The 19,367-nt window shown below is 64.5% G+C and carries 24 protein-coding genes; 13 read left to right on the top strand and 11 right to left on the bottom strand.

All coding sequences use genetic code 11. The annotated features are described in order from the left end of the window. Positions 1 to 13: 13 nt before the first annotated feature. Positions 14 to 565 carry a tetratricopeptide repeat protein gene (locus AC6I9R_RS06825; protein WP_461428074.1) on the bottom strand — a complete coding sequence of 184 codons (552 nt, stop codon included), beginning with the start codon at positions 563 to 565 and terminating at the stop codon, positions 14 to 16. 88 nt (positions 566 to 653) lie between these two features. Here AC6I9R_RS06825 and AC6I9R_RS06820 point away from each other — a divergent pair, with 88 nt between their 5' ends. Continuing rightward, entirely contained in the window at positions 654 to 953 is a 300-nt protein-coding gene (locus AC6I9R_RS06820) for an SCP2 sterol-binding domain-containing protein (RefSeq protein ID WP_461428073.1), read from the top strand. Further along, positions 953 to 1,900 carry an alpha/beta fold hydrolase gene (locus AC6I9R_RS06815; RefSeq protein WP_461428072.1) on the top strand — a complete coding sequence of 316 codons (948 nt, stop codon included), beginning with the start codon at positions 953 to 955 and terminating at the stop codon, positions 1,898 to 1,900. The genes AC6I9R_RS06820 and AC6I9R_RS06815 overlap by 1 nt, the downstream gene beginning before the upstream one ends. 450 nt (positions 1,901 to 2,350) lie before the next feature. Here AC6I9R_RS06815 and AC6I9R_RS06810 read toward each other — a convergent pair whose 3' ends face one another. Continuing rightward, positions 2,351 to 3,061 carry an ABC transporter ATP-binding protein gene (locus tag AC6I9R_RS06810; protein WP_461428071.1) on the bottom strand — a complete coding sequence of 237 codons (711 nt, stop codon included), beginning with the start codon at positions 3,059 to 3,061 and terminating at the stop codon, positions 2,351 to 2,353. Beyond that, positions 3,054 to 4,400, bottom strand: coding sequence for an ABC transporter permease (locus AC6I9R_RS06805; RefSeq protein ID WP_461428070.1), 1,347 nt, complete (start codon positions 4,398 to 4,400; stop codon positions 3,054 to 3,056). Before AC6I9R_RS06805 ends, AC6I9R_RS06810 begins: the two co-directional genes overlap by 8 nt. A gap of 288 nt (positions 4,401 to 4,688) precedes the next feature. On the opposite strand from AC6I9R_RS06805, the gene AC6I9R_RS06800 reads away from it, so the two are divergent. The 3 genes from AC6I9R_RS06800 (at position 4,689) to AC6I9R_RS06790 (ending at position 7,116) form a co-directional block, all read left to right on the top strand. Beyond that, positions 4,689 to 6,245 (top strand): ABC transporter substrate-binding protein, encoded by a 1,557-nt coding sequence (locus AC6I9R_RS06800; RefSeq protein WP_461428187.1) that lies wholly within the window; start codon positions 4,689 to 4,691, stop codon positions 6,243 to 6,245. Positions 6,246 to 6,354: 109 nt separating this feature from the next. Then, on the top strand, positions 6,355 to 6,723 hold the full coding sequence (locus AC6I9R_RS06795) for a VOC family protein (protein ID WP_461428069.1): 369 nt from the start codon (positions 6,355 to 6,357) through the stop codon (positions 6,721 to 6,723). 9 nt (positions 6,724 to 6,732) lie between these two features. Next, positions 6,733 to 7,116, top strand: coding sequence for a VOC family protein (locus AC6I9R_RS06790; RefSeq protein ID WP_461428068.1), 384 nt, complete (start codon positions 6,733 to 6,735; stop codon positions 7,114 to 7,116). On the opposite strand, the gene AC6I9R_RS06785 is transcribed toward AC6I9R_RS06790, so the two are convergent. Next, complete coding sequence (locus tag AC6I9R_RS06785) at positions 7,113 to 7,976, bottom strand: HNH endonuclease signature motif containing protein (protein WP_497863079.1); 864 nt, start codon at positions 7,974 to 7,976, stop codon at positions 7,113 to 7,115. The two genes, AC6I9R_RS06790 and AC6I9R_RS06785, sit on opposite strands and share 4 nt — an antisense overlap. Before the next feature lie 60 nt (positions 7,977 to 8,036). Here AC6I9R_RS06785 and AC6I9R_RS06780 point away from each other — a divergent pair, with 60 nt between their 5' ends. Further along, complete coding sequence (locus AC6I9R_RS06780; protein ID WP_461428066.1) at positions 8,037 to 9,161, top strand: beta-ketoacyl-ACP synthase III; 1,125 nt, start codon at positions 8,037 to 8,039, stop codon at positions 9,159 to 9,161. Positions 9,162 to 9,272: 111 nt separating this feature from the next. Further along, positions 9,273 to 9,680, top strand: coding sequence for a BLUF domain-containing protein (locus AC6I9R_RS06775; RefSeq protein ID WP_461428065.1), 408 nt, complete (start codon positions 9,273 to 9,275; stop codon positions 9,678 to 9,680). On the opposite strand, the gene AC6I9R_RS06770 is transcribed toward AC6I9R_RS06775, so the two are convergent. Next, positions 9,677 to 10,159, bottom strand: a complete 483-nt coding sequence (locus AC6I9R_RS06770; protein ID WP_461428064.1) for a hypothetical protein — start codon at positions 10,157 to 10,159, stop codon at positions 9,677 to 9,679. The two genes, AC6I9R_RS06775 and AC6I9R_RS06770, sit on opposite strands and share 4 nt — an antisense overlap. 94 nt (positions 10,160 to 10,253) lie before the next feature. Here AC6I9R_RS06770 and AC6I9R_RS06765 point away from each other — a divergent pair, with 94 nt between their 5' ends. The 3 genes from AC6I9R_RS06765 to AC6I9R_RS06755 all read left to right on the top strand — a co-directional run bounded on the left by AC6I9R_RS06765 (position 10,254) and on the right by AC6I9R_RS06755 (position 12,335). Next, entirely contained in the window at positions 10,254 to 10,841 is a 588-nt protein-coding gene (locus AC6I9R_RS06765; RefSeq protein ID WP_461428063.1) for a thymidine kinase, read from the top strand. Positions 10,842 to 10,880: 39 nt separating this feature from the next. Continuing rightward, positions 10,881 to 11,474 carry a GNAT family N-acetyltransferase gene (locus tag AC6I9R_RS06760; RefSeq protein ID WP_461428062.1) on the top strand — a complete coding sequence of 198 codons (594 nt, stop codon included), beginning with the start codon at positions 10,881 to 10,883 and terminating at the stop codon, positions 11,472 to 11,474. Between the two features lie 180 nt (positions 11,475 to 11,654). Then, complete coding sequence (locus tag AC6I9R_RS06755; RefSeq protein WP_461428061.1) at positions 11,655 to 12,335, top strand: DUF533 domain-containing protein; 681 nt, start codon at positions 11,655 to 11,657, stop codon at positions 12,333 to 12,335. Positions 12,336 to 12,344: 9 nt separating this feature from the next. Here AC6I9R_RS06755 and AC6I9R_RS06750 read toward each other — a convergent pair whose 3' ends face one another. The 6 genes from AC6I9R_RS06750 to AC6I9R_RS06725 all read right to left on the bottom strand — a co-directional run bounded on the left by AC6I9R_RS06750 (position 12,345) and on the right by AC6I9R_RS06725 (position 16,428). Then, complete coding sequence (locus AC6I9R_RS06750) at positions 12,345 to 13,295, bottom strand: 2-hydroxyacid dehydrogenase (RefSeq protein ID WP_461428060.1); 951 nt, start codon at positions 13,293 to 13,295, stop codon at positions 12,345 to 12,347. After that, positions 13,289 to 13,627: a tRNA-binding protein gene (locus AC6I9R_RS06745; RefSeq protein ID WP_461428059.1), complete on the bottom strand. Its 339-nt coding sequence runs from the start codon at positions 13,625 to 13,627 to the stop codon at positions 13,289 to 13,291. The genes AC6I9R_RS06750 and AC6I9R_RS06745 overlap by 7 nt, the downstream gene beginning before the upstream one ends. A gap of 22 nt (positions 13,628 to 13,649) precedes the next feature. After that, entirely contained in the window at positions 13,650 to 14,459 is an 810-nt protein-coding gene (gene proC, locus AC6I9R_RS06740; RefSeq protein WP_461428058.1) for a pyrroline-5-carboxylate reductase, read from the bottom strand. Positions 14,460 to 14,709: 250 nt separating this feature from the next. Beyond that, the gene (locus tag AC6I9R_RS06735; protein WP_461428057.1) at positions 14,710 to 15,213 is read right to left on the bottom strand and encodes a type III secretion system chaperone family protein; all 504 of its coding nucleotides are present in this window, start codon (positions 15,211 to 15,213) and stop codon (positions 14,710 to 14,712) included. A 300-nt stretch (positions 15,214 to 15,513) separates the two neighbouring features. Continuing rightward, positions 15,514 to 16,083 carry a DUF2726 domain-containing protein gene (locus tag AC6I9R_RS06730; protein ID WP_461428056.1) on the bottom strand — a complete coding sequence of 190 codons (570 nt, stop codon included), beginning with the start codon at positions 16,081 to 16,083 and terminating at the stop codon, positions 15,514 to 15,516. Positions 16,084 to 16,188: 105 nt separating this feature from the next. After that, positions 16,189 to 16,428, bottom strand: coding sequence for an accessory factor UbiK family protein (locus AC6I9R_RS06725; protein ID WP_461428055.1), 240 nt, complete (start codon positions 16,426 to 16,428; stop codon positions 16,189 to 16,191). Between the two features lie 121 nt (positions 16,429 to 16,549). On the opposite strand from AC6I9R_RS06725, the gene lgt reads away from it, so the two are divergent. The 3 genes from lgt to pgeF are packed head-to-tail and all read left to right on the top strand — an operon-like array spanning position 16,550 to position 19,279. After that, positions 16,550 to 17,476, top strand: coding sequence for a prolipoprotein diacylglyceryl transferase (lgt, locus tag AC6I9R_RS06720; protein ID WP_461428186.1), 927 nt, complete (start codon positions 16,550 to 16,552; stop codon positions 17,474 to 17,476). Beyond that, positions 17,466 to 18,539, top strand: coding sequence for a class I SAM-dependent methyltransferase (locus AC6I9R_RS06715; RefSeq protein WP_461428054.1), 1,074 nt, complete (start codon positions 17,466 to 17,468; stop codon positions 18,537 to 18,539). The genes lgt and AC6I9R_RS06715 overlap by 11 nt, the downstream gene beginning before the upstream one ends. Further along, complete coding sequence (gene pgeF / locus AC6I9R_RS06710) at positions 18,536 to 19,279, top strand: peptidoglycan editing factor PgeF (RefSeq protein WP_461428053.1); 744 nt, start codon at positions 18,536 to 18,538, stop codon at positions 19,277 to 19,279. Before AC6I9R_RS06715 ends, pgeF begins: the two co-directional genes overlap by 4 nt. Positions 19,280 to 19,367 lie beyond the last annotated feature (88 nt).

Below are 19,367 nucleotides of genomic sequence, written 5' to 3'. Positions count from 1 at the left end.
TCCCGAGTGCGGCTTAAAGCGCCTCGCCCTCAAGCTCCACGCGCAGCCCGTCAAGAAGCCGCTGAATGTCGGGTTGATTGGGGTGGATCGCGTGGGCGGCTTCAAACGCTGCCAGCGCGCCATCGGTGTTTCCCATGTCCTGCAACATCACGCCCAGGCCCGTCAGCGCCCCGAAATGGCGCGGCTCCAGGGCCAGGACCCGCTGGATATCGGCAATCGCGGGGCCAAACATCTGCTGCTCGAAAAACAGCGTGGCCCGCGCGTTCCAGCCTTCGGCGAAATCCGGCGCATGATCGGTCAAGGCGGTAAGATGATCGTAGGCGGCCTCAAAATCCTCGTCCTCAAGTGCCGCCAACCCGCGGCGCAACAGGTAATCCGCCGTCGCCGAGCCCGAGATCTGCCAGCGTTGGTAAATATCGGCTTCCACCACGTCCCAATTGCGCAATTCGGGGTCGGCCAGGCGATCCAGGAAGTCGTCGACGGTCGATTGCGCGAATGCAACTACGGGAATCCCGCACAAGACTGCCGCGAGGAGAGCGTTGATGATGGCTTTGTGAATCGTCATGGTCAAAACGTAGCATTCCTTGCGGCAGATACTAGATCAAGAAGACGAGATCGTGCAGGGATACGGCATAACAAGGGGATCAGAATTCATGAGCAATGACGTTATCGACGCCGCCGTCACGGCGTTAACCGAAAAGATGGCCGGGGCGGACTTCGACGGCTCGGCCAAATTCGTGATCGAAGGCGAAGGCGCCGTGATCGTGGACGGCACCGGCGTGCGCGCCGCGGGCGACGATGACACCGCCGAGGTGACGATGACGGCCGACGCCGACGTCTTCCAGGAAATCATGGCAGGCGATCTGAACCCCACGTCGGCGTTCATGTCCGGCAAGCTGTCGGTGGACGGCGATATGGGCACCGCGATGAAGCTTGGGTCCGCACTCAGCTGATGCTCATGACGGCAGACATCACCGAGCCTGCGCCGTTTTTTGCAGAGGTGGCCGAGGGGCCGTCGAATGTGGCGGCCACCTGGGTCCGCGCCCAGGACGGCACGCGCCTGCGCATGGCCGTGTGGCCGAACGGCGCCAAGGGCACGGTGCTGATGTTCCCGGGTCGCACGGAATATGTCGAGAAATATGGCCGTGTTGCCAGTGACTTCGCGGCCCATGGCTACGGCATGGTCGCGTTTGACTGGCGCGGCCAGGGCCTGGCCGACCGGCCCGCGCACCGGCGCGATATGGGCCATGTGCTCAGCTTCGATGAATACCGCCAGGATGTCGCCGCCTTCCTCGCGGCGATGGAGCCGATGAACCTGCCCAAACCGTGGTTCCTCATCGGCCATTCCATGGGCGGCTGCATCGGCCTGCGCGCGCTTTACGATGGCCTGCCCGTCGTGGCGGCGGCCTTCACCGGCCCGATGTGGGGCCTGCAAATGGCGCCGCTGCTCAAGACCTTCTCTCCGCTGATGATGACCCTCGCCGGACCGCTCGGCTTCGGCAAGACCTTCGCACCCACGACAGGCCCCTGGGCGCCGCTGACGTTTGAGAACAACACGCTGACCACCGACCGCGACCAGTTCGACTACATGTCGCGCCAGACCGGCGAACACCCCGAACTTGCCCTCGGCGGCCCCTCGGTCACCTGGGTCAAAGCCGCCCTCGCCGAGACCTCCGAGCTGATGGACATGGCGCCGCTTGATCTGCCCACCCTCTCGGTCGTCGGCACCGGAGAGCGCGTGGTCGACATCGACGCCATCAAGACCCGCATGGCCAGCTGGCCGCGCGGCAGCTACCTCAGCATCGAGGGCGGCGAACACGAGGTTTTGATGGAATCCGAGGATCGCCGCGCGCCAACGCTTCAGGCGATCCTGACCCTCTTCGAAAAAGCGGTAGGCTGACAGCGCCCTCAGGGCACCGCGCGCACCATCGCCCAAATACGCAACACCCCCCAAAGCCGCGCTATACACTCTCCCCGATAGCTATCACCGCGCGTGGCCCCAAGGCCACGGGCACAAGCACCGGCACAGGTCCACGCCGCCCCAGACCGCCCCCTCATTGGGCGCAGGTGGCACGGACCAGACCTTTGCGCATCGATCTGCCTTCCGGGTGACGCCGGAGGGGCCTCTGCTGCCGTACTCAAGCGGCGCCGCTTACCTACCGTGACGCGACCGCCTCCCAGGTCATCACCACGCCGAGCACCCTCTCCAGCAACACGCTCCCCCGCCGCCCGTCCCAGGGCTCCGGGCAACTCCCCCATTCCCCGTTCTCCAAATATCCCGGGGGGCAAGGGGGCAGAGCCCCCAATAGGGGTGGGAGGGCGGGCCCTCCCACCAAACAAAAGAATTCCGCTAAGCCGGAATGAGAACGCCCTCATCCAACCGCAACACCCGGTCCATTCTTGCGGCCAGCTCATGGTTGTGGGTCGCGATCAAAGCCGACAACCCGGTGCCGCGCACCAGGTCCATCAGCACATCGAACACCGTATCTGATGTCGTCGGGTCCAGGTTTCCCGTCGGCTCATCGGCCAGCATCAGCGCGGGGGCATTGGCCAGGGCGCGGCAAAAGGCGACGCGCTGCTGCTCTCCGCCCGACAGCTCTCCGGGCCGGTGGGTGGCGCGCGCACCCATGCCGACGCGCCCGAGAAGATCCAGCGCGCGGGCCTCGGCGTCCGCAGCGCTCACGCCGTGGGCCAGCTGCGGCAGCACGATGTTCTCTACGGCCGAGAATTCGGGCAGCAGATGGTGGAACTGGTAGACAAACCCCACCTTCGCGCGCCGTGCCGTGGTGCGCGCGCGATCTGACGCGCCCGTCACCACCTCCCCGCCGATCTCCACCTTGCCCGCATCGGCTGTGTCGAGCAGCCCCGCGATCTGCAGCAGCGTGGACTTGCCCGCGCCCGAGGGCGCGATCAGGCCCACGATCTCTCCGCGCTCAATCCGGGCCGAGGCGCCGCGCAGCACGTTGATCTCATTGGGTTTGCCGGGGTTGTAGGACTTCTCGATGCCCTCAAGGACCAGCGCGGGGGCGGGCTCTGCCCCGGGGGATGTCACGTCACTCATAACGCAGCGCCTCCACCGGATTCATCCGCGCTGCGCGCCGCGCCGGGAAGATCGTCACGACAAACGACAGCCCCAACGATAGGGCCACGGCGGTCAACACGTCGCCGCCCTCCAGCCGCGCCGGAAGCGCCGAGATCATCCGCACCGACGGGTCCCAGACACCGCCGCCCGCCAGGTAATTCACGAAGCTGAAAATCGGATCGATCCAGATCGCGAAGGCGCAGCCAAGTGCCACGCCCGCCAGGGTCCCCGCCACGCCAATGGCCGAGCCGCAGATGAAAAAGACCCGCAGGATGCTCCCCTCCGAAAGCCCCACCGTCCGTAAAATCCCGATGTCGCGCGACTTGTTTTTCACCAGCATGATCAGGCCCGAAACGATGTTCATCGTCGCGATCAGCACCAGGATCGACAGGATGATGAACATGATGTTGTCCTCCATCTGCAACGCCCTCAGGTAGGCGCCAGACGAATCCTCCCAGGTCCAGATCTGCACGTCGCCGCCGGCCTGCAGCAGGGGCAGCACGTATTGCGAGATCTCTTCCGGATTGCGCACCGTCACCTGCACTTCGTCGGCCACGCCGTCGCGGTTGAAGTAGGTCTGCGCCTCTTCAAACGGCAAATAGACCCGCGTGCGGTCGATGTCCCAGCGGCCCACCTGGAAGATATAGACAACCTCGTAAGTGCTGACCCGCGGCGAGGTGCCGAACGGCGTCCGCGCCCCATCGGGCGAGATCAACCGGATCCTGTCGCCCACGCTGGCCCCCAATTCGCGCGCCACGCCTGACCCGATGGCAATCCCCGGCCCGCCCGGCACGGGCAACGCGCCTTCCATATCCGGCATGAACTCTGTCTCGACGCCAAAATCGCTGAGGCGCCCCTGCTGCCATTCGGGATCGGCCACCAAGGGCACGGCGGCCAGATCCTCGGGCGAAATCCCCGTCACTTCAACGGCGGAATTGCGCCCCCGGTAGCTCGACAGCACCTGCCCCCGGATCACGGCGGCGGCCTGTTCCACGCCTTCCACCGCGCGCACGGCGGCGGCGACCTCGGCGTAATCCTCCAGCGTGCGCTCCAACCGGCCCGCGTCGTTCAACTCCGCGATGTCGTAGACCGCGACGTGCGGGTTCGCGCCCAGGATGATGCCGACAAACTCGTGTCGGAACCCCGCGCGCACGGCGAGCGTCGCGATCAGCGCCATCACGGCCAGCGTGATGCCGATGAAGCTGATCCAGGTCATCGCCGACACGCCGCCATCGCTGCGCCGCGCGCGCAGATAGCGCCAGGCGATGAGGAACTCGAACCGGGCAAAGGGCGTGGGGGGCGGGGGTGCGGAGGCCATGCTGCTCAACCTTTTTGTCTTTGCGCTCAAGGTGGCCATTCCGGCCCCCAAGTCAACCGCGCAGCACCCCGGTTGGCCTAACACGAGTTGGTGTTGGCCTCATTGTTATGGGGATTGGCAGTTGCTCCGGGTGGGGATGTCGCTTTTAATCGATGATGTCGCAAATGGACCATGCGGCGCCGTCTCAGCAAAAGGTCCAACAGGGAGATCACAACCGTGACGCTTTACAATGCCCACGACATTCACCCCGCCGCCCGCGCCTATGCCCAGGAAGTGGCGGACAGCACCATGGACCGGCGCGAGTTCCTGACCCGCGCAACCGCGCTTGGTGTGACCGCCGCCGGTGCCTACGCGCTGATCGGCGCGACACCGGCGCGCGCCGATGGCCACATCGCCCCCGGCGGCACGCTGCGCATCCAGCAGGACGTGCGCGCGCTGAAAGATCCGCCCACTTACGATTGGCCGCAGATGGCCAATGTCTCGCGCGGGTGGCTGGAATACCTGGTGCAATACAACGCCGACGGCGTGTTCGAGCCGCGTCTGCTGACCTCGTGGGAGGTCAACGAAGACGCTACGCAATACGTGCTGAACCTGCGCCAGGGCGTGCAGTGGAACGACGGTACGCCCTTCACATCGGCGGATGTGGCCTACAACTTCACCCGCTGGTGCGATGCCTCGATGGAGGGCAACTCAATGGCCTCCCGCATGGCCTCGCTCATGGAAGGGGACGCGGCGCGCGAAGGCGCGATCGAGGTGGTGGACGACCATACCGTGCGCCTCAACCTGTCCCGCCCGGACATCACCATTCTGCCCACCATGTCTGACTATGCGGCGGCCATCGTGCAAAACGGCTTCTCGGGCAACCCGTCGGATAATACCGTGGGAACAGGGCCTTACCGGCTGGTGTCCATCGAAGTCGGCGTCTCTGCCGTGGTTGAGCGGAACACCGATCACACCTGGTGGGGCGAGGGCACCGGCGCGTTCCTCGACCGGATCGAATACATCGATCTGGGCCAGGACCAGGCCGCCCATATCGCCGCCGCTGAGGCCGGTGAGATCGACATGCTCTACGAGACGCTTGGCGATTTCATCGACATCATGGACGCCATCGGATGGGCGAAATCCGAGGCGATCTCGGCCAACTCCCTAGTGCTGCGCACCAACCAGCTCAACCCGCCCTACGACGACGTGCGCGTGCGCCGCGCGCTGGCCCTGGCCACGGACAATAGGGTGCTGATGGAGTTGGGTGTGAACGGTCTGGGCACGGTGGCCGAAAACCACCACGTCTGCCCGATTCACCCCGAATATGCCGATATCGGCCCCGCCGTCCAAGACGTGGCAGCGGCGCAAGCGTTGATGGAAGAAGCCGGTGCCAGCGATTTTGAGCACGAGTTGATTTCCATCGACGACAGCTGGCGTCGCCCGACGACGGACGCGCTGGCCGCACAGCTGCGCGATGCCGGTTTCAGCGTCACGCGGACGGTCATTCCGGGCTCCACCTTCTGGAACGATTGGGCGAATTATCCTTTCAGCTCAACCGATTGGGGCCACCGTCCCCTAGGTGTCCAGAACCTGCAGCTGGCCTATACCTCGGGGGCGGCCTGGAACGAGACGGCCTTTGCCAATGAGGAATTTGACAGCCTCCTGGCCGATGCCTCCGCCATCGCGGATGCAACCCAGCGGTCCGAGGTGATGGCGCAGATCCAGCAGATCATGATCGACGAAGGGGTGGTGATCCAGCCCTTCTGGCGCTCGATCTACCGCCATGCGACCGACAACGTGGTGGGCGCGGAAACGCACCCGATCTTCGAGATCCACGTCCATAAGCTCGGCTTCGCAGCCTAACCCGCCAGCACTGACCAGAGCCGGCGGCGGGGCCCTCCCTGCCGCCGGTTTTTCTTTGCGCAGATCCGCTTTTGGCCTACCCTGCGCACCAATCAACGGAGGTTTTCCCATGAAACTCGGTGCATTCTCCATCTCTCTCGCGGTCCAGGATCTGGCGAAATCGAAGGCTTTCTATGAGACCTTGGGGTTCAGCCAAATGGGCGGCGATCCCGAGCACGGCTTCCTGATCATGAAGAACGGCGACGCGTTGGTGGGGCTGTTCCAGGGCATGTTCGAGGGCAATTTGTTGACCTTCAATCCCGGCTGGAACCAGAACGCCGAGAACCTGGATGACTTCGACGACGTTCGCGCGATCAAGGACGCGGTCGCGGCGGCGGGCTATTCGGTGGAGCAGGAACAGGGCGAGGCTAGCGGCCCCGGCAGCTTTGTCACCCGCGATCCCGATGGCAACGTCATCCTGATCGACCAGCACAGGTAAGTTGGCGCCATGATTGACCATTCCGGCCTCAGCGTCTCGGATTTCGAGGCGGCGAAGGCGTTCTATACCGCGGCCCTCGCGCCGCTCGGCTTCAGCTACCTTTTCACAGTCCCGCCCGAGCATACCGGCGGCGAGGCTGTCGGCGGCTTTGGCCAGGACCGCCCGCGATTCTGGATCAACGAAGGGGGCGCGCAGACCCCGCCCGTGCATTTCGCCTTTGCCGCCCAAACCCGCGCCCAGGTCGACGCGTTCTACACCGCCGCACTGGAAGCAGGCGGCACCGACAACGGCGCACCCGGCCTGCGCCCCCACTACCACCCCGACTACTACGGTGCCTTCGTGCGCGACCTTGACGGCAACAATATCGAAGCGGTCTGCCACACGACTGGTTAGTCGGCCGGGCGAAACTTACCGGCGACAGCGTCGCGCAACGCTTGGAGGTCGCTCACGTCTGGCAGGCCGTGTATGAGCCGATGGCATGTGGCGCAGAGAACAAAGAAATCATCGACTGACACCCGTCGGGTGCCTTCCGAAAGCTCAGCAATTGGGCGTCGATGATGTGCTTCAATTACACGAGACGCGAGGCGCTTACCGTATCGCGTTTCGGCATCCAGATCGCATCCCTCGCAGGTAAATCCGCGCGCCGCCTTAACCAATTCAGCTGGCATAGCACGACGCTCGAAGCCGATATGAAGGCGTAAGCTGCGGCTTTCGACGTATCCAAGGGATATGGCATCTGCGGCCTCTGGCGCACCGGCCAGTACGGATATGTTCCGCTCTGCCCAAATCGGCCTCCGCGGTGTGCCCATGTCGATCAGTAGTACCTCGCTTAACGGGTCATCTTCAGGAGCGGGTTGCCACTTTTGTTCAACGATTTGAGGTGCCTTGGACATATCAAGGAATGGATCCACCGCCGCAATTTCTTTCAGCGGCGGCGTGAGTCCGTCGTAAAGACGAGGTTCTGAAAGAATTTGGGTCACGCCCAAGAACCGCGCAGCATGGCGACCGCTCTTAGTTTGTTCAGGCAAGAAGTGCGCAAGAAAACGTAGCTTCGGCCCAAAGACCCCTACGCTCTGCAGAGAAGAAAACAGCAGGAAAGCGGTCGCTCCTTGTTCCCAAACCTCGGACACTCCGTATGAATGGCGGTATAGCTTTGTCGCCGAAGGGTCGATGTTGCGGTCGATTAAGACGGACGAAAGACTTATCTGCTCCATCATCCTAGGCTCGCCCGGACGCGAGTTCATGTCCAGCATTCCCTTGACGGCCACGCCCTTTCGCGCGCAAGAAACCGCACCGCGCACCGGGAGAGCCGCATGTTTGAACCAGCCATTACCGGATCAGGGGTTTTCACCCCTGCCCTCAGCATTTCCAACGACGAGTTGGTCGTGGCCTTCAACGCCTATGCCGACCGCTGGAACGCCGAGAATGCAGCCGCCATCGACGCGGGCGACGCGCAGGCGATGGCCCATTCGTCGTCCGAGTTCATCGTCGCGGCCTCTGGCATCGAAAGCCGCTATGTCCTGGATAAATCGGGCCTTCTGGATCCCGAGGTGATGCACCCCTGGTTGCCGGAGCGCGGCATGGACCAACCCGGTTTCATGGCCGAGATGGGCGTGGACGCCTGCCAGAAGGCGCTTGAGATGGCGGGCGTGGCGGCAGCGGATGTGGATGCGGTGATTTGTGCCGCGTCGAACCATGAGCGCGCCTACCCCGCGATTGCCATTGAAATTCAAGAGCTTCTGGGAACCGGCGGGTTTGCGTTTGATATGAATGTCGCCTGTTCCTCGGCCACCTTCGGCATTCAGGCGGCGGCCGACATGGTGCGTTCCGGCTCCATCAAACGGGCTTTGGTGGTGAACCCCGAGATCTGCTCGGCCCACCTGGAATGGCGCGACCGGGATTGCCATTTCATCTTCGGCGACGTCGCCACCGCCGTCCTGATCGAGCGCGCGGATCTGGCGAGCGGCGAGAAATTCCTGATCAAATCCACCCGCTGCGCCACGCAATTCTCCAACAACATCCGCAACAACAACGGCTTCCTGCGCCGCACGCGGGACGGCCACATGGACGACCGCCGCGACATGCTGTTCATGCAAAACGGCCGCAAGGTGTTCAAGGAAGTGCTGCCCCTGGTCTCCAAACATATCGCCGAGCATATGGCGGACACCGGCGTCACGGCGGCTGATCTGAAGCGCCTGTGGCTGCATCAGGCCAACAAGACGATGAACGACTACATCGGCAAAAAGGTCCTGGGCCGGGTGCCGGAGCCGGGCGAACAGCCCAATATTCTGCAGGATTACGCCAATACCTCCTCCGCCGGGTCAATCATCGCATTTGCCAAATATTCCAATGACATGACCCCCGGCGACACCGGGCTGATCTGTTCCTTCGGGGCGGGCTATTCGGTTGGGTCGGTGATCCTGGAGAAGACCGCCTGACGCGCGCCGCAAGGGCCGCGCGATACCCCCGGACAGAGCCCTTTGAATTTGCAACAAGACATCCCCGCCTCGCAGGCGTAGGGTCAGCCCATCCCAGTCGGAGTCTGCCCCATGCCGCGCCTCTCCCACCTGATCTACACCTCTGTGCCCTTCGGTTACGATCCCGCCGACCTCAACGGTATTCTGCTGGACGCGCGCGACGCCAACCTTCGCGACGACGTGACAGGGGCGCTGATCTGTCGGCGCGATGTGTTCATGCAGTATCTTGAAGGTCCCCAGTCGACGATCCAGGCAACCTACATGCGGATCCGCAAGGACGACCGCCATGTCGAGATTGTCCTGCGGTCCGACGGGCCGATTGCCGAGCGGTTGTTCGGCAAATGGGCGATGCTGCACGACCCGGCGGAATCGCTGATCTGGTCGGCGGAAGACGTGGAAAACGGCACCCTGGATCGGGCCAAGCCGCTGGATTATCAGCTGTTGTTCCAGGCCTTATCCACCCGGTCGCACGCGTCCTAGCTGCGGCTGTCGGCCTCCAGCCGCAGTTTCATCTCCACCAGAACCTTCTGAAGTTCCAGGGTTTCTTCCAGAAGCCGCCGCGTTTCATTGACCGAGATCACCCCGTCTTCGATCGACTGGTGATATTCCGCCATCAGCACAGCGAACTTTTGGCTCAGCGCAATGACGTTGGTGTTCACGCTGCCCTGATTGTCACCGCGCACTGCGTTGCGTTTGTCAGAGCCGTAGGACATCTGACCGCCGTTCAACTCGGCCAGCGCCGCCGTCACATGGGGGAAGCTTGACGCCGCCTCCAGGGCCGCCACGGCATCCACGGGCATGAACCGGTCCGCATGTTCATCGGCTTCCGAGAAATAGCGCCCCAGCGTCGCCTTGGAGCGTCCCGTCAACTCGCAGGCCGCCGCATAGCCTACGTCCTTGATCAGCCGCTCTGTGTGGCGCTTGAGGTAGCCGCGCGCCGTGGTCCCGTCCGTACTCATCGCAATCGTCCCTTTAGGTTGCGCCAGCAAAACCGCTTTGCACGGCTCCGTCAACGCCTTGCCAGCGCTGTTCTATTGGGCCAAACCAAGGGCCATGGCCAAGCTTTATTTCAACTACTCCACCATGAATGCGGGCAAATCGACCCTGCTGTTGCAAGCCTCCTACAATTACATCGAGCGCGGGATGCAGACCTATCTGCTGACCGCCAACTTCGATGACCGCGCAGGCATGGGCAAGATCGGCAGCCGCATCGGGATCGAGGCCGAGGCCGATACCTACACCCAGACCGACGATCTCTACGCCAAGATCGAGGCACGTTTGGCGGAGGGCCCCTGCGCCTGCGTGCTGGTCGATGAGGCCCAGTGGATGACCCGCGAGCAGGTCTGGCAATTGGCCCGCGCCGTCGATGATCTGGGCGTGCCGGTAATGACCTACGGGCTGCGGGTGGATTTCCGGGGCGAGCTGTTCCCCGGCTCTGCCGCGCTCCTGGCGCTCGCGGATGAGATGCGAGAGGTCCGCACGATCTGCCACTGCGGCAAGAAGGCCAATATGGTGATCCGCGTGGACGCCGAGGGGAAAGCCGTCGCCGAAGGCGCCCAGATCGAGGTCGGCGGCAACGACCGCTACATCAGCCTGTGTCGAAGGCATTTCCGTGAAGCCGTGGGGGATACGCCGGCCTGAGGCCTTTTGGCACGCGCGCCGCGTTCCTATATCGGTGGCATGGACCTTATGCCTGCCCAAAAGGGCTTCCCCCAAGATCAACGTGCCGCCGCCGCCGTCCTGTTCTGGCAGGCCTTCGGCAGCAAACTCTCCAAGCTGATGGGCCCCGAGGCGCGTGCGCTGGCCTTTCTGGAACCGGTTCTGGACCCGACCCACTGCCTTAGTATTTGCACTGTACGGGGCCAGCTCGTCGGCATCGCCGGGTTCAAGACCGCGGGCGGCGCCTTTGTCGGCGGTGGTCTCAAGGACCTGAACCGCGTCTATGGCCTGCCCGGCACCCTCTGGCGCGCGCCGCTTTTGTCACTGCTGGAACGCAAGGTCGAAACCGGCACCCTCCTGATGGACGGGATCGCTGTAACGCCTGAGGCCCGTGGCCTTGGCATCGGCACCCGGTTGCTGGAAGGCATTGTGTCGGAGGCTCGCGCCCAAGGCTGCACCCGCGTGCGCCTCGACGTGATCGACACCAACCCCCGGGCCAAAGCGCTCTACGAGCGCCGGGGCTTCGTCGCCCAAAAGGAGGAAGACATCTTCCCCTTCCGCTGGCTCTTCGGGTTTTCCAGATCAACCCAGATGACCCACTCCCTGCCCACCTGAGACCGCTGCGAGGAGCGCGCGCTCCGAAGGGGCGATAGCGAGGAGGGGGCGGACATCCGGTATCCTATTCCTTCGCCCGCGCCGCACCTGCCCAGACCAATAGGACCGACAGATGGGTTGCGATAGCTCTGGTGGAATCCCGCACTACCGCCCTTCCCAGAACCGCGCCATGTTTGGCCCATGTCCAACCCTTTCAGCTATCTCATCACCAACGTCCAAGGCTTCTTCCAAGGCCGCCAAGAGCGGCGGGACTTGGAGGCGATGGGCGTCGCGGATCAATGGTCCACCTTCGACATGCCCAAGCCTGACGCCGACGCCTGCCCCCAGACAAAGCGCGCTTTTCGCGGCGGTAATCAGACGTTGGAAAGCGCGCAGCAGGGGCGCGCCATCTTCCGCCTCATCGCCGAGCCCGGGCGCACGGTCGCGCTTGCGGGGGGTGTTGGCGCGGCGCTGGCCCAGACCCGTCAGCACGCACTGGGCTACTATGAGGTCTTCAAGACCGAGCTGCGTCTGACCGCCGCGGCGCTGGCCGCCCATGCCGATGACGCCCTGACCGAGGCTGAGCGCGCCGCGATCCTTTCCGACCTGCCCGAGGATGCCCCCGCCGACCTGCGTGCCCATCTCACCGCACAGTTGGAGGATCCGCCGACGTTGAAGGCATTCCTCAAACGCGTGCCACGCAACGATAAAGCCTTCACGCAGGAGGTGTTTGACATCTCAGCCGCCGTCATCGGCGAGGCGCCCAATGCGGCAGAGACCGCGTACCTTGACCAACTGGCCAGGGGTCTTCGCCTGCCCGCGCCCCAAACGACCGCTGCGAGGAGCGTTCGCGCCGAAGGGGAGATAGCGAGGAGGGGCTGAGATGTTCCCCTAGACCGCGTTGGGCGGCGCCCGCCCCTCGGCCACAGCGATGACATTATCCAAAGCCATACGCCCCATATCCTCGCGGACTTCCAGGGCCGCCGTGCCCAGATGCGGCAGCAGCGTCACGTTTTCCATCGCCTTCAATTCATCGGGCACCAGCGGCTCGAACTCATAGACATCAAGGCCCGCCCCGGCGATCCGACCGACGGTCAGCGCCGCAACCAGCGCCGCCTCGTCCACCACGTCCCCGCGCGAGATATTGACGAAGATCGCCGAGCGTTTCATCGCCGCGAACTGATCCGATCCCATCAGATGGTGCGTCTCCGCCCCGCCCGGGGTTGCCAGAACCACGACGTCTGCTCCCGCCAGAGCGGTCTCCAACGGCAATTGTTCCGCCGGGAAATCCATCTTCTTGGCGGAGCGGTTCACGTAGACGATCCGGCAGCCGAACCCGAAGTGGCAGCGCCGTGCAATCGCTTGCCCGATGCGGCCCATGCCGATGACACAGACCGTTTTGCCGGAAAAATGCATACCCAGCATCTGCACTGGGTGCCAGCCGTCCCATGTGCCCGCGCGCACCATGCGCTCGCCCTCTCCGGCGCGCCGGGCGGTCATCAGCATCAGCATCAGCGCGATGTCCGCCGTCGCGTCGGTCACGGCACCGGGTGTATTCGACACCACGACCCCCGCCGCTTGCGCCGCGTCCACGTCGATGTGGTTGTAGCCGACCCCGAAATTCGCCAGCACCTTGGCCCGAGGTTTGCCCGCGTCGTCGAAGGCGCTGGCGGTGAAGGCATCGCCCAGGGACGGCAACACCAGGTCGTAATCCTGCAGGGCCGCGACGCATTCTGCGTGGTCCATCGGCTGCGTCGTGGTGCGGCAGGTGACATCGAAGCGTGCCTCTGCCGCTGCCATGACGCTGTCGGGCAACCGGCGAGATATCAGAAGGCTTAGCATAGGCGCTCTCCATTCGGCACAGATTGATCGGGGGCGACCAGAACGATGCCGCCGTCGGGATCATGTAGCCCGAGGATCAACACTTCCGAGCGCACCGGCCCAATCTGGCGCGGCGGAAAATTGACGACGCCCATTACCTGCTTGCCGACAAGGCTTTCGGGCGCGTAATGCGCGGTGATCTGGGCCGAGGATTTCTTTTCGCCAATCTCAGGCCCGAAATCGACCCATAGCTTGATCGCGCGTTTGCGCGCCTCGGGGAAGTCTTCGGCGCGGGTGATCGTGCCGACGCGGATGTCGACGGCCATGAAATCGTCGAAGGTAATCTCGGACATGGAGTATCTCCGGCGGCTGGGGTTACTTGCGCAACTCTCGCGAACGGTGGGTGGCGGCGGCGACGGTCCGGCGCATCAGGGGCGCGAGCCCGCCCTCGCCCATCAAGACCTCCAGCCCCGCCTGGGTCGTGCCATTGGGCGACGTCACATTGATGCGCAGCTGCTCTGGCGTCTCGGAGGCCTGTTCCGCCAGCGCGCCCGCGCCCGCAACGGTGGCTTTGGCCAGGTGCATCGCCATGTCCTCCGGCAGCCCCTCGGCGCGGGCGGCAGCGGCAAGCGCGTCAATCATGTAGAAGATGTAGGCGGGGCCCGAGCCGGAGATCCCCGTGACCGCATCGATCTGCGCCTCGCTTGTCAGGCGCACGACCTGGCCAATCGCCAGAAGCATCCCCTCGGCCAGATCAAGATCCGCCTCGGTCGCCTCGGCATTGCCGACAATCGCGGTGATCGCCTTGCCGACGGCGGCGGGCGTGTTGGGCATGGAGCGCACCACCCGGGTGCCGGGGCCAAAGGCTTGCTCATAGGTTTGGATCGGCGTGCCAGCGGCGACCGACAGGATCAGCGTGCCACCGCCGCCGAAGCCTTCGACCTGGGGCAGCGCCTCTTGCATCATCTGGGGCTTCACGGCGATCATCAGGACGGCGGGATCTGCGGGCAGATCGCCGTTGATCGACACGCCGGTAGATTGCAGCCAGTCTGAGGGGTTTGGGTCGATGATATAGACGGCGCCGGGCGACAGGCCTTCTGCCAACCAGCCTTGCAACATCGCCGAGCCCATCTTGCCGCATCCCAGCAAGACCAACCCGCGGCTGTTCACCTGCGTCATATCCATCGAAGGCCCCCCAAGGCTCTAGCGGCTGCGTCTTCCGCAGTGGATAAAGTGGCAGTGTGGGGGCGGGAGGGGAAGAGGCGGGCGGCGTTTTCGGTTGGGAGGTGTTGCCGATCTGTTCGGCTTTGGCGGGGCGGTTCTTCGGCCCCTCCTCGCTCTCGCCCCTTTGGGGCGGACGCTCCTCGCAGCTGCTCGGTGGGGGCGGGTTGCGCCTTAAGGCGCGGCCGTAGCCCTCAGCGTTAAGGTTGCGCCCCTAGGCGCGACCGTAGCCTTCGGCAATCGCGACGCTCATCGCCTGTTCGGGCGTGTTGTCGGACCAGAGTGTCAGTTGGAACGCCGGGTAGTACCGCTCGGAGGCGATGACGGCGGTTTCCACCATGCAGGCGATCTGATCAGCCGAGGCCAGCTGTTCGCCCGCCAGCACCAACCCGTAGCGGTAGACCATCAGCTTTTGCGATTCCCAGTAGGTGAAGGCCCCGGCCCAACAGCGGTCGTTCACAAGGTTGAGCGCCTCGTAGAGCTTCGGCGCGGTGCCTTCGGGCGGCTCCATGTCGAAGGTGCAGATCATCCGCAACGTCTCGTCATAGGCGGACCAGGCCAGCGTGATCGAATAGGTGCGCCATTGGCCTTCGATCGCCATGGCGATCTGGTCATCGGCGATCCGGTCGAAATCCCACGCGTGATGCGCGGCGAGCGTCTCGACGATGTCGATGGGATGCAGATCCTCGATATCGAAATATTCTTCAGCGTGCGACATAGCCCCAAACCCCTCAGGTCGGCAGCCCCGCGCGGTCTTGGTGGTTAAATCCCAAGACTCCCACATGGGCTGGGTGTCTTTCCTAGGGCTTGGCTGCTCTGCCTCAACCCCTACGAAATATGGTGGTCCTTTGGGGACTCGCTGTAAAGAAGTATTTTTGTTGAGGAAACCGGGGCGAGTCGTGAATTTCGCGGATACCCACAACATATTGCGATTTTGTCAAGACCATCCACAAGAGGCTGAGTTATCCACAGATATTTGTGGAGAGGCGGGGGAGAAGTTGTGAATAAGCGACGCGCGTTATTCGGCGGCGACGCTCGACTGCGTCGTCACCTGGCGGCGCAAATCACGGACCTGGGCGGGGGTCAAGCCGCCACTGGCGACCTCCATGAACGCGATGCCCGCCGTCTCACACACCGCGCGCTTGATCGCGTCACGGGCGCGGGCGTTGCCTTGGTAGTGGCCCGAGCCCTGGTATTCGAGGACCACGACGGGCAGCCAATCGGCGTCGACGATCAAGAAATCCACCCGCTTGGCGTTGAAGGCATTGAACACGCTTTGCCGCTGCGCGCGCCCTGTGCGCCCGCCCGCGACGTGCAGGAATTCACCCATGGACACCTGTGTCAGAAGACTGTGGGTCGGACTGCCCCCGACGATCTGCGCTAGCTGTCGGTGGACCCGACGCTCGGATTGGTTGAGGACCGGGCGCGGCGTGAGGTTCGCGCTGCGGATGACCTTGAGCCTGCGCCGCAGAGACGGCGCGCGGCGGCGACGTTTGCCCGTGAGCAGGGATAGAAGAAGGAGCAGCGCAACGGCGCCCCAGAGGGCGGGGGACGCAGGGATGGTTTGGAGAAGCGCAGCAAGGTCCATGGCCCCTGCATGCCAGAAGGTCTTGGCAAAAGTGGGGCAACAAAGGCCCGGACACGAAAAAACCGCCCCCCGGGACGGGAGCGGTTTGAACCAAGTGGCGCGGTCTTACTTGCCTTCCAGCGCGTCCAGCCGCGCTTTCAGCGCCTCGTTCTCTTCGCGAGCCTTCTGGGCCATGGCGCGGACGGCGTCGAATTCTTCGCGCGTCACCAGGATCCGGTTCGCCAGCCAGCGGTCCATCATGGAGTTCATCGCCGTCTCGGCCTCATCCTTGGCGCCCTGGGCCACGCCCATGGCATTGGTCATCAACTGGCTGAGGTCGTCCATCACTTTGTTCCGGGTCTGCATCATCTGGCTCCTATCTCTGTTGAGCCAGATATGGGCATGGGCGCGGCGGGGATCAAGGTTGACATCGCCGCATCCCCCCCTCAACCAAGGGGAAATTGAGGCCTATAGGACCCCCAAAATGCTGAGCGCCGCGATCCCCTTCCCGCCCCTGTCGCCCGAGATCTTCACGATCTCTTTGGGCAGCTTCACCTTCGCGTTGCGCTGGTACGCGATGGCCTACCTTGTGGGTCTGGGCCTGGGCTGGTGGGTGATCATGCGGGCCTGCGCGCGGCCCGAGTTGTGGCCGGGCGACGTGGCCCCGATGGCGCCCGCGAAGGTCGAGGGGTTGCTGACGGCCGTGGTTCTGGGGGTGATCCTGGGCGGGCGCCTGGGCTACGTGGCCTTCTATCAACCGGGCTTCTACCTGGAGAACCCCGGCCTGATCCTGCAGGTCTGGCAGGGCGGCATGTCGTTTCACGGCGGTCTGTTGGGGGTGACGGTGGCGGCGCTGATCTTCTGCCGGATCAACAAGATCCCGCCGCTGCAAGTCGCCGACGCGATGGCCATGGTCGTGGGCTTCGGCCTCCTGCTCGGCCGCTTGGCGAACTTCATCAATGCCGAGCTGTGGGGCCGCGCGTCGGACGCGCCCTGGGCGGTGATCTTCCCGGGCGCGGCGGCACAGGATTGCGCGGGGCCGGAGGGCTTGGTCGACTACCTGGGCGCGACGGTCTGCGCCCGGCACCCCTCGCAGCTCTATGAAGCGGCGCTGGAAGGGGTGCTGCTGCTGGTGGTCGTGCTCTACCTGGGCTTCAAGGCCGGATGGCTGAAGCGGCCCGGCGCGATTACGGGGATGTTCCTGCTGATCTATGGCGCGTCGCGCTACTTCGTGGAGTTCTTCCGCCAGCCCGACGCGCAGTTTGTGGGGCCGGACAACCCGGTGGGCTACGCGATTGCGCTGTCGCCGGATGTGGGCCTGACGATGGGGCAGATCCTCTGCGTGCCGATGGTGATTGCAGGGTTCTGGTTGGTCCTGAGGGCAAACGGGATCTGGAAAGCCCATGTCGCTTAAGGCCCGTATGTTGGCCCGGATCGCGCGGTTGGGGCCGATGAGCCTTGCCGATTACATGGCCGAGTGCCTGCACGACCCGACCTATGGCTATTATGCCACCCGCGATCCCTTGGGCGCGGGCGGGGATTTCACCACGGCACCCGAGATCTCTCAGATGTTCGGAGAGTTGGTGGGCCTGTGGCTGGCACAGGTCTGGCAGGACGGCGGCGGCGCGCCCTGCATGCTGGTGGAGCTGGGGCCCGGACGGGGCACCTTGATGGCCGATATCCTGCGCGCGACGCGCGGCGTGCCGGGGTTCCATGACGCCGTCACGGTGCATTTGGTGGAGGCGTCCCCGGTGTTGAGGGCGGCACAGGCGAAGGCGCTGGAGGGCTACGCGCCAACGTTCCATGACAGTTTGGCCGACCTGCCGGAGGGGCACATTCTGTTGGTGGCCAATGAGTTCTTCGACGCGCTGCCGATCCGCCAGTTTCAGATGAACGACGCGGGCGATTGGCAGGAGCGCCAGATCGGCGCGGCGGGCGACGCGCTGATCTGGGGCCTCGCGCCCCCTGCCCCGTTGGAGGTCCGCGACGGCTTTGTGCCGGGTATGATCGTGGAAACCTGCGCGCCGGCGCAGGCGATTGCGGGCGAGATTGGCCGCAGGCTGGCCCATGGCGGTGCGGCGTTGATCGTGGATTACGGCGACTGGCAAAGCACGGGCGACACATTTCAGGCCCTTTCGGGTCACGCCTTTGCGGACCCGCTTGCCGCGCCGGGAGAGGCCGACCTGACGGCCCATGTGGCGTTCGAGCCGATTGCCAAGGCGGCGTCAGAAGCCGCAGGGCATGGCCAGGGTATCCGCGCTTCCAAATTCACGCCTCAGGGCGTGTTTCTGGAACGCCTGGGCATCACGGCGCGGGCGCGGGCCTTGGCGAAGAACCTCAGCGGGGCGGCGCTGGAGGCGCATATCGCGGCCCATCGGCGGTTGACGCACCCGGATGAAATGGGGACCCTGTTCAAGGTGCTCGCCCTCACCCCTCCCGATACCACCCCGCCCCCAGCCCTGGAGCATCCTGCATGACCCTCGCCCCGATCACCTCGCCCCTTCTGGACGGCGTGACCCATGGGTTCTTCACCCGCGAGGGCGGCGCCTCGACCGGGGTCTACGCCGGGTTGAACTGCGGCAATGGATCGTCGGATCAGGCGGAGGTCGTGGCGATGAACCGCGCGCGGGTGGCCGAGGCGATGGGGGTGGCAGAGCTGGCCGGTGTCCACCAGATCCACTCGGCCGATGTGGTCGTGGCGGACGTGGGCGCGAAGCCCAGGGCCGACGCGCTGGTGACGGACCGGCCCGGCGTGGCGCTCAGCATCCTGACCGCCGATTGCCAGCCGGTCCTGTTCGCGGACCCGGAGGCGGGCGTGGTGGGCGCGGCGCACGCGGGCTGGAAAGGCGCGCTCGACGGCGTGTTGGAGGCGACTTTGGACGCGATGGAGGGGCTGGGTGCCGTGCGGGGCCGGGTGAAAGCCGTCATCGGGCCGTCGATCAGCCAGAAATCCTACGAGGTGGGCCAGGAATTTCTGGAACGGTTCATCGATGAGGACCCTGCCTATGGGCGGTTCTTCGTGAACGGGGTGGACGGCAAGTATCAGTTCGACCTGGTGGGCTTTGGCCTGACGCGCCTGCGCGCGGCGGGGGTGGGAGAGGCGGAGTGGACCGGGCATTGCACCTATGCCGACGCGGCACGGTTCTACTCCTACCGGCGGGCCACGCACCGGGGTGAGGCGGACTACGGGCGGTTGATTGCGACGATCAGGCTGTAACGCGGCGGATTGGTTCCGAATTAGACACAATCGCGGCAGGCTGTGCCTCGCGATGTCCACAATTTGAACCGGTTTTGCCGAAAAGCCT

Source organism: Gymnodinialimonas sp. (assembly GCF_059726805.1).
The sequence above is the reverse complement of the archived record's forward strand: the minus strand, read 5'-3'. Positions and strand labels throughout refer to the sequence as shown.

Excerpts from the sequence above, each read along its gene's own strand:
- AC6I9R_RS06825 (WP_461428074.1), bottom strand. The coding sequence starts at position 565 with ATGACGATTCACAAAGCCATCATCAACGCTCTCCTCGCGGCAGTCTTG.
- AC6I9R_RS06820 (WP_461428073.1), top strand. The coding sequence starts at position 654 with ATGAGCAATGACGTTATCGACGCCGCCGTCACGGCGTTAACCGAAAAG.
- AC6I9R_RS06815 (WP_461428072.1), top strand. The coding sequence starts at position 953 with ATGCTCATGACGGCAGACATCACCGAGCCTGCGCCGTTTTTTGCAGAG.
- AC6I9R_RS06810 (WP_461428071.1), bottom strand. The coding sequence starts at position 3,061 with ATGAGTGACGTGACATCCCCCGGGGCAGAGCCCGCCCCCGCGCTGGTC.
- AC6I9R_RS06805 (WP_461428070.1), bottom strand. The coding sequence starts at position 4,400 with ATGGCCTCCGCACCCCCGCCCCCCACGCCCTTTGCCCGGTTCGAGTTC.
- AC6I9R_RS06800 (WP_461428187.1), top strand. The coding sequence starts at position 4,689 with ATGGACCGGCGCGAGTTCCTGACCCGCGCAACCGCGCTTGGTGTGACC.
- AC6I9R_RS06795 (WP_461428069.1), top strand. The coding sequence starts at position 6,355 with ATGAAACTCGGTGCATTCTCCATCTCTCTCGCGGTCCAGGATCTGGCG.
- AC6I9R_RS06790 (WP_461428068.1), top strand. The coding sequence starts at position 6,733 with ATGATTGACCATTCCGGCCTCAGCGTCTCGGATTTCGAGGCGGCGAAG.
- AC6I9R_RS06785 (WP_497863079.1), bottom strand. The coding sequence starts at position 7,976 with ATGCTGGACATGAACTCGCGTCCGGGCGAGCCTAGGATGATGGAGCAG.
- AC6I9R_RS06780 (WP_461428066.1), top strand. The coding sequence starts at position 8,037 with ATGTTTGAACCAGCCATTACCGGATCAGGGGTTTTCACCCCTGCCCTC.
- AC6I9R_RS06775 (WP_461428065.1), top strand. The coding sequence starts at position 9,273 with ATGCCGCGCCTCTCCCACCTGATCTACACCTCTGTGCCCTTCGGTTAC.
- AC6I9R_RS06770 (WP_461428064.1), bottom strand. The coding sequence starts at position 10,159 with ATGAGTACGGACGGGACCACGGCGCGCGGCTACCTCAAGCGCCACACA.
- AC6I9R_RS06765 (WP_461428063.1), top strand. The coding sequence starts at position 10,254 with ATGGCCAAGCTTTATTTCAACTACTCCACCATGAATGCGGGCAAATCG.
- AC6I9R_RS06760 (WP_461428062.1), top strand. The coding sequence starts at position 10,881 with ATGGACCTTATGCCTGCCCAAAAGGGCTTCCCCCAAGATCAACGTGCC.
- AC6I9R_RS06755 (WP_461428061.1), top strand. The coding sequence starts at position 11,655 with ATGTCCAACCCTTTCAGCTATCTCATCACCAACGTCCAAGGCTTCTTC.
- AC6I9R_RS06750 (WP_461428060.1), bottom strand. The coding sequence starts at position 13,295 with ATGCTAAGCCTTCTGATATCTCGCCGGTTGCCCGACAGCGTCATGGCA.
- AC6I9R_RS06745 (WP_461428059.1), bottom strand. The coding sequence starts at position 13,627 with ATGTCCGAGATTACCTTCGACGATTTCATGGCCGTCGACATCCGCGTC.
- proC (WP_461428058.1), bottom strand. The coding sequence starts at position 14,459 with ATGGATATGACGCAGGTGAACAGCCGCGGGTTGGTCTTGCTGGGATGC.
- AC6I9R_RS06735 (WP_461428057.1), bottom strand. The coding sequence starts at position 15,213 with ATGTCGCACGCTGAAGAATATTTCGATATCGAGGATCTGCATCCCATC.
- AC6I9R_RS06730 (WP_461428056.1), bottom strand. The coding sequence starts at position 16,083 with ATGGACCTTGCTGCGCTTCTCCAAACCATCCCTGCGTCCCCCGCCCTC.
- AC6I9R_RS06725 (WP_461428055.1), bottom strand. The coding sequence starts at position 16,428 with ATGCAGACCCGGAACAAAGTGATGGACGACCTCAGCCAGTTGATGACC.
- AC6I9R_RS06715 (WP_461428054.1), top strand. The coding sequence starts at position 17,466 with ATGTCGCTTAAGGCCCGTATGTTGGCCCGGATCGCGCGGTTGGGGCCG.
- pgeF (WP_461428053.1), top strand. The coding sequence starts at position 18,536 with ATGACCCTCGCCCCGATCACCTCGCCCCTTCTGGACGGCGTGACCCAT.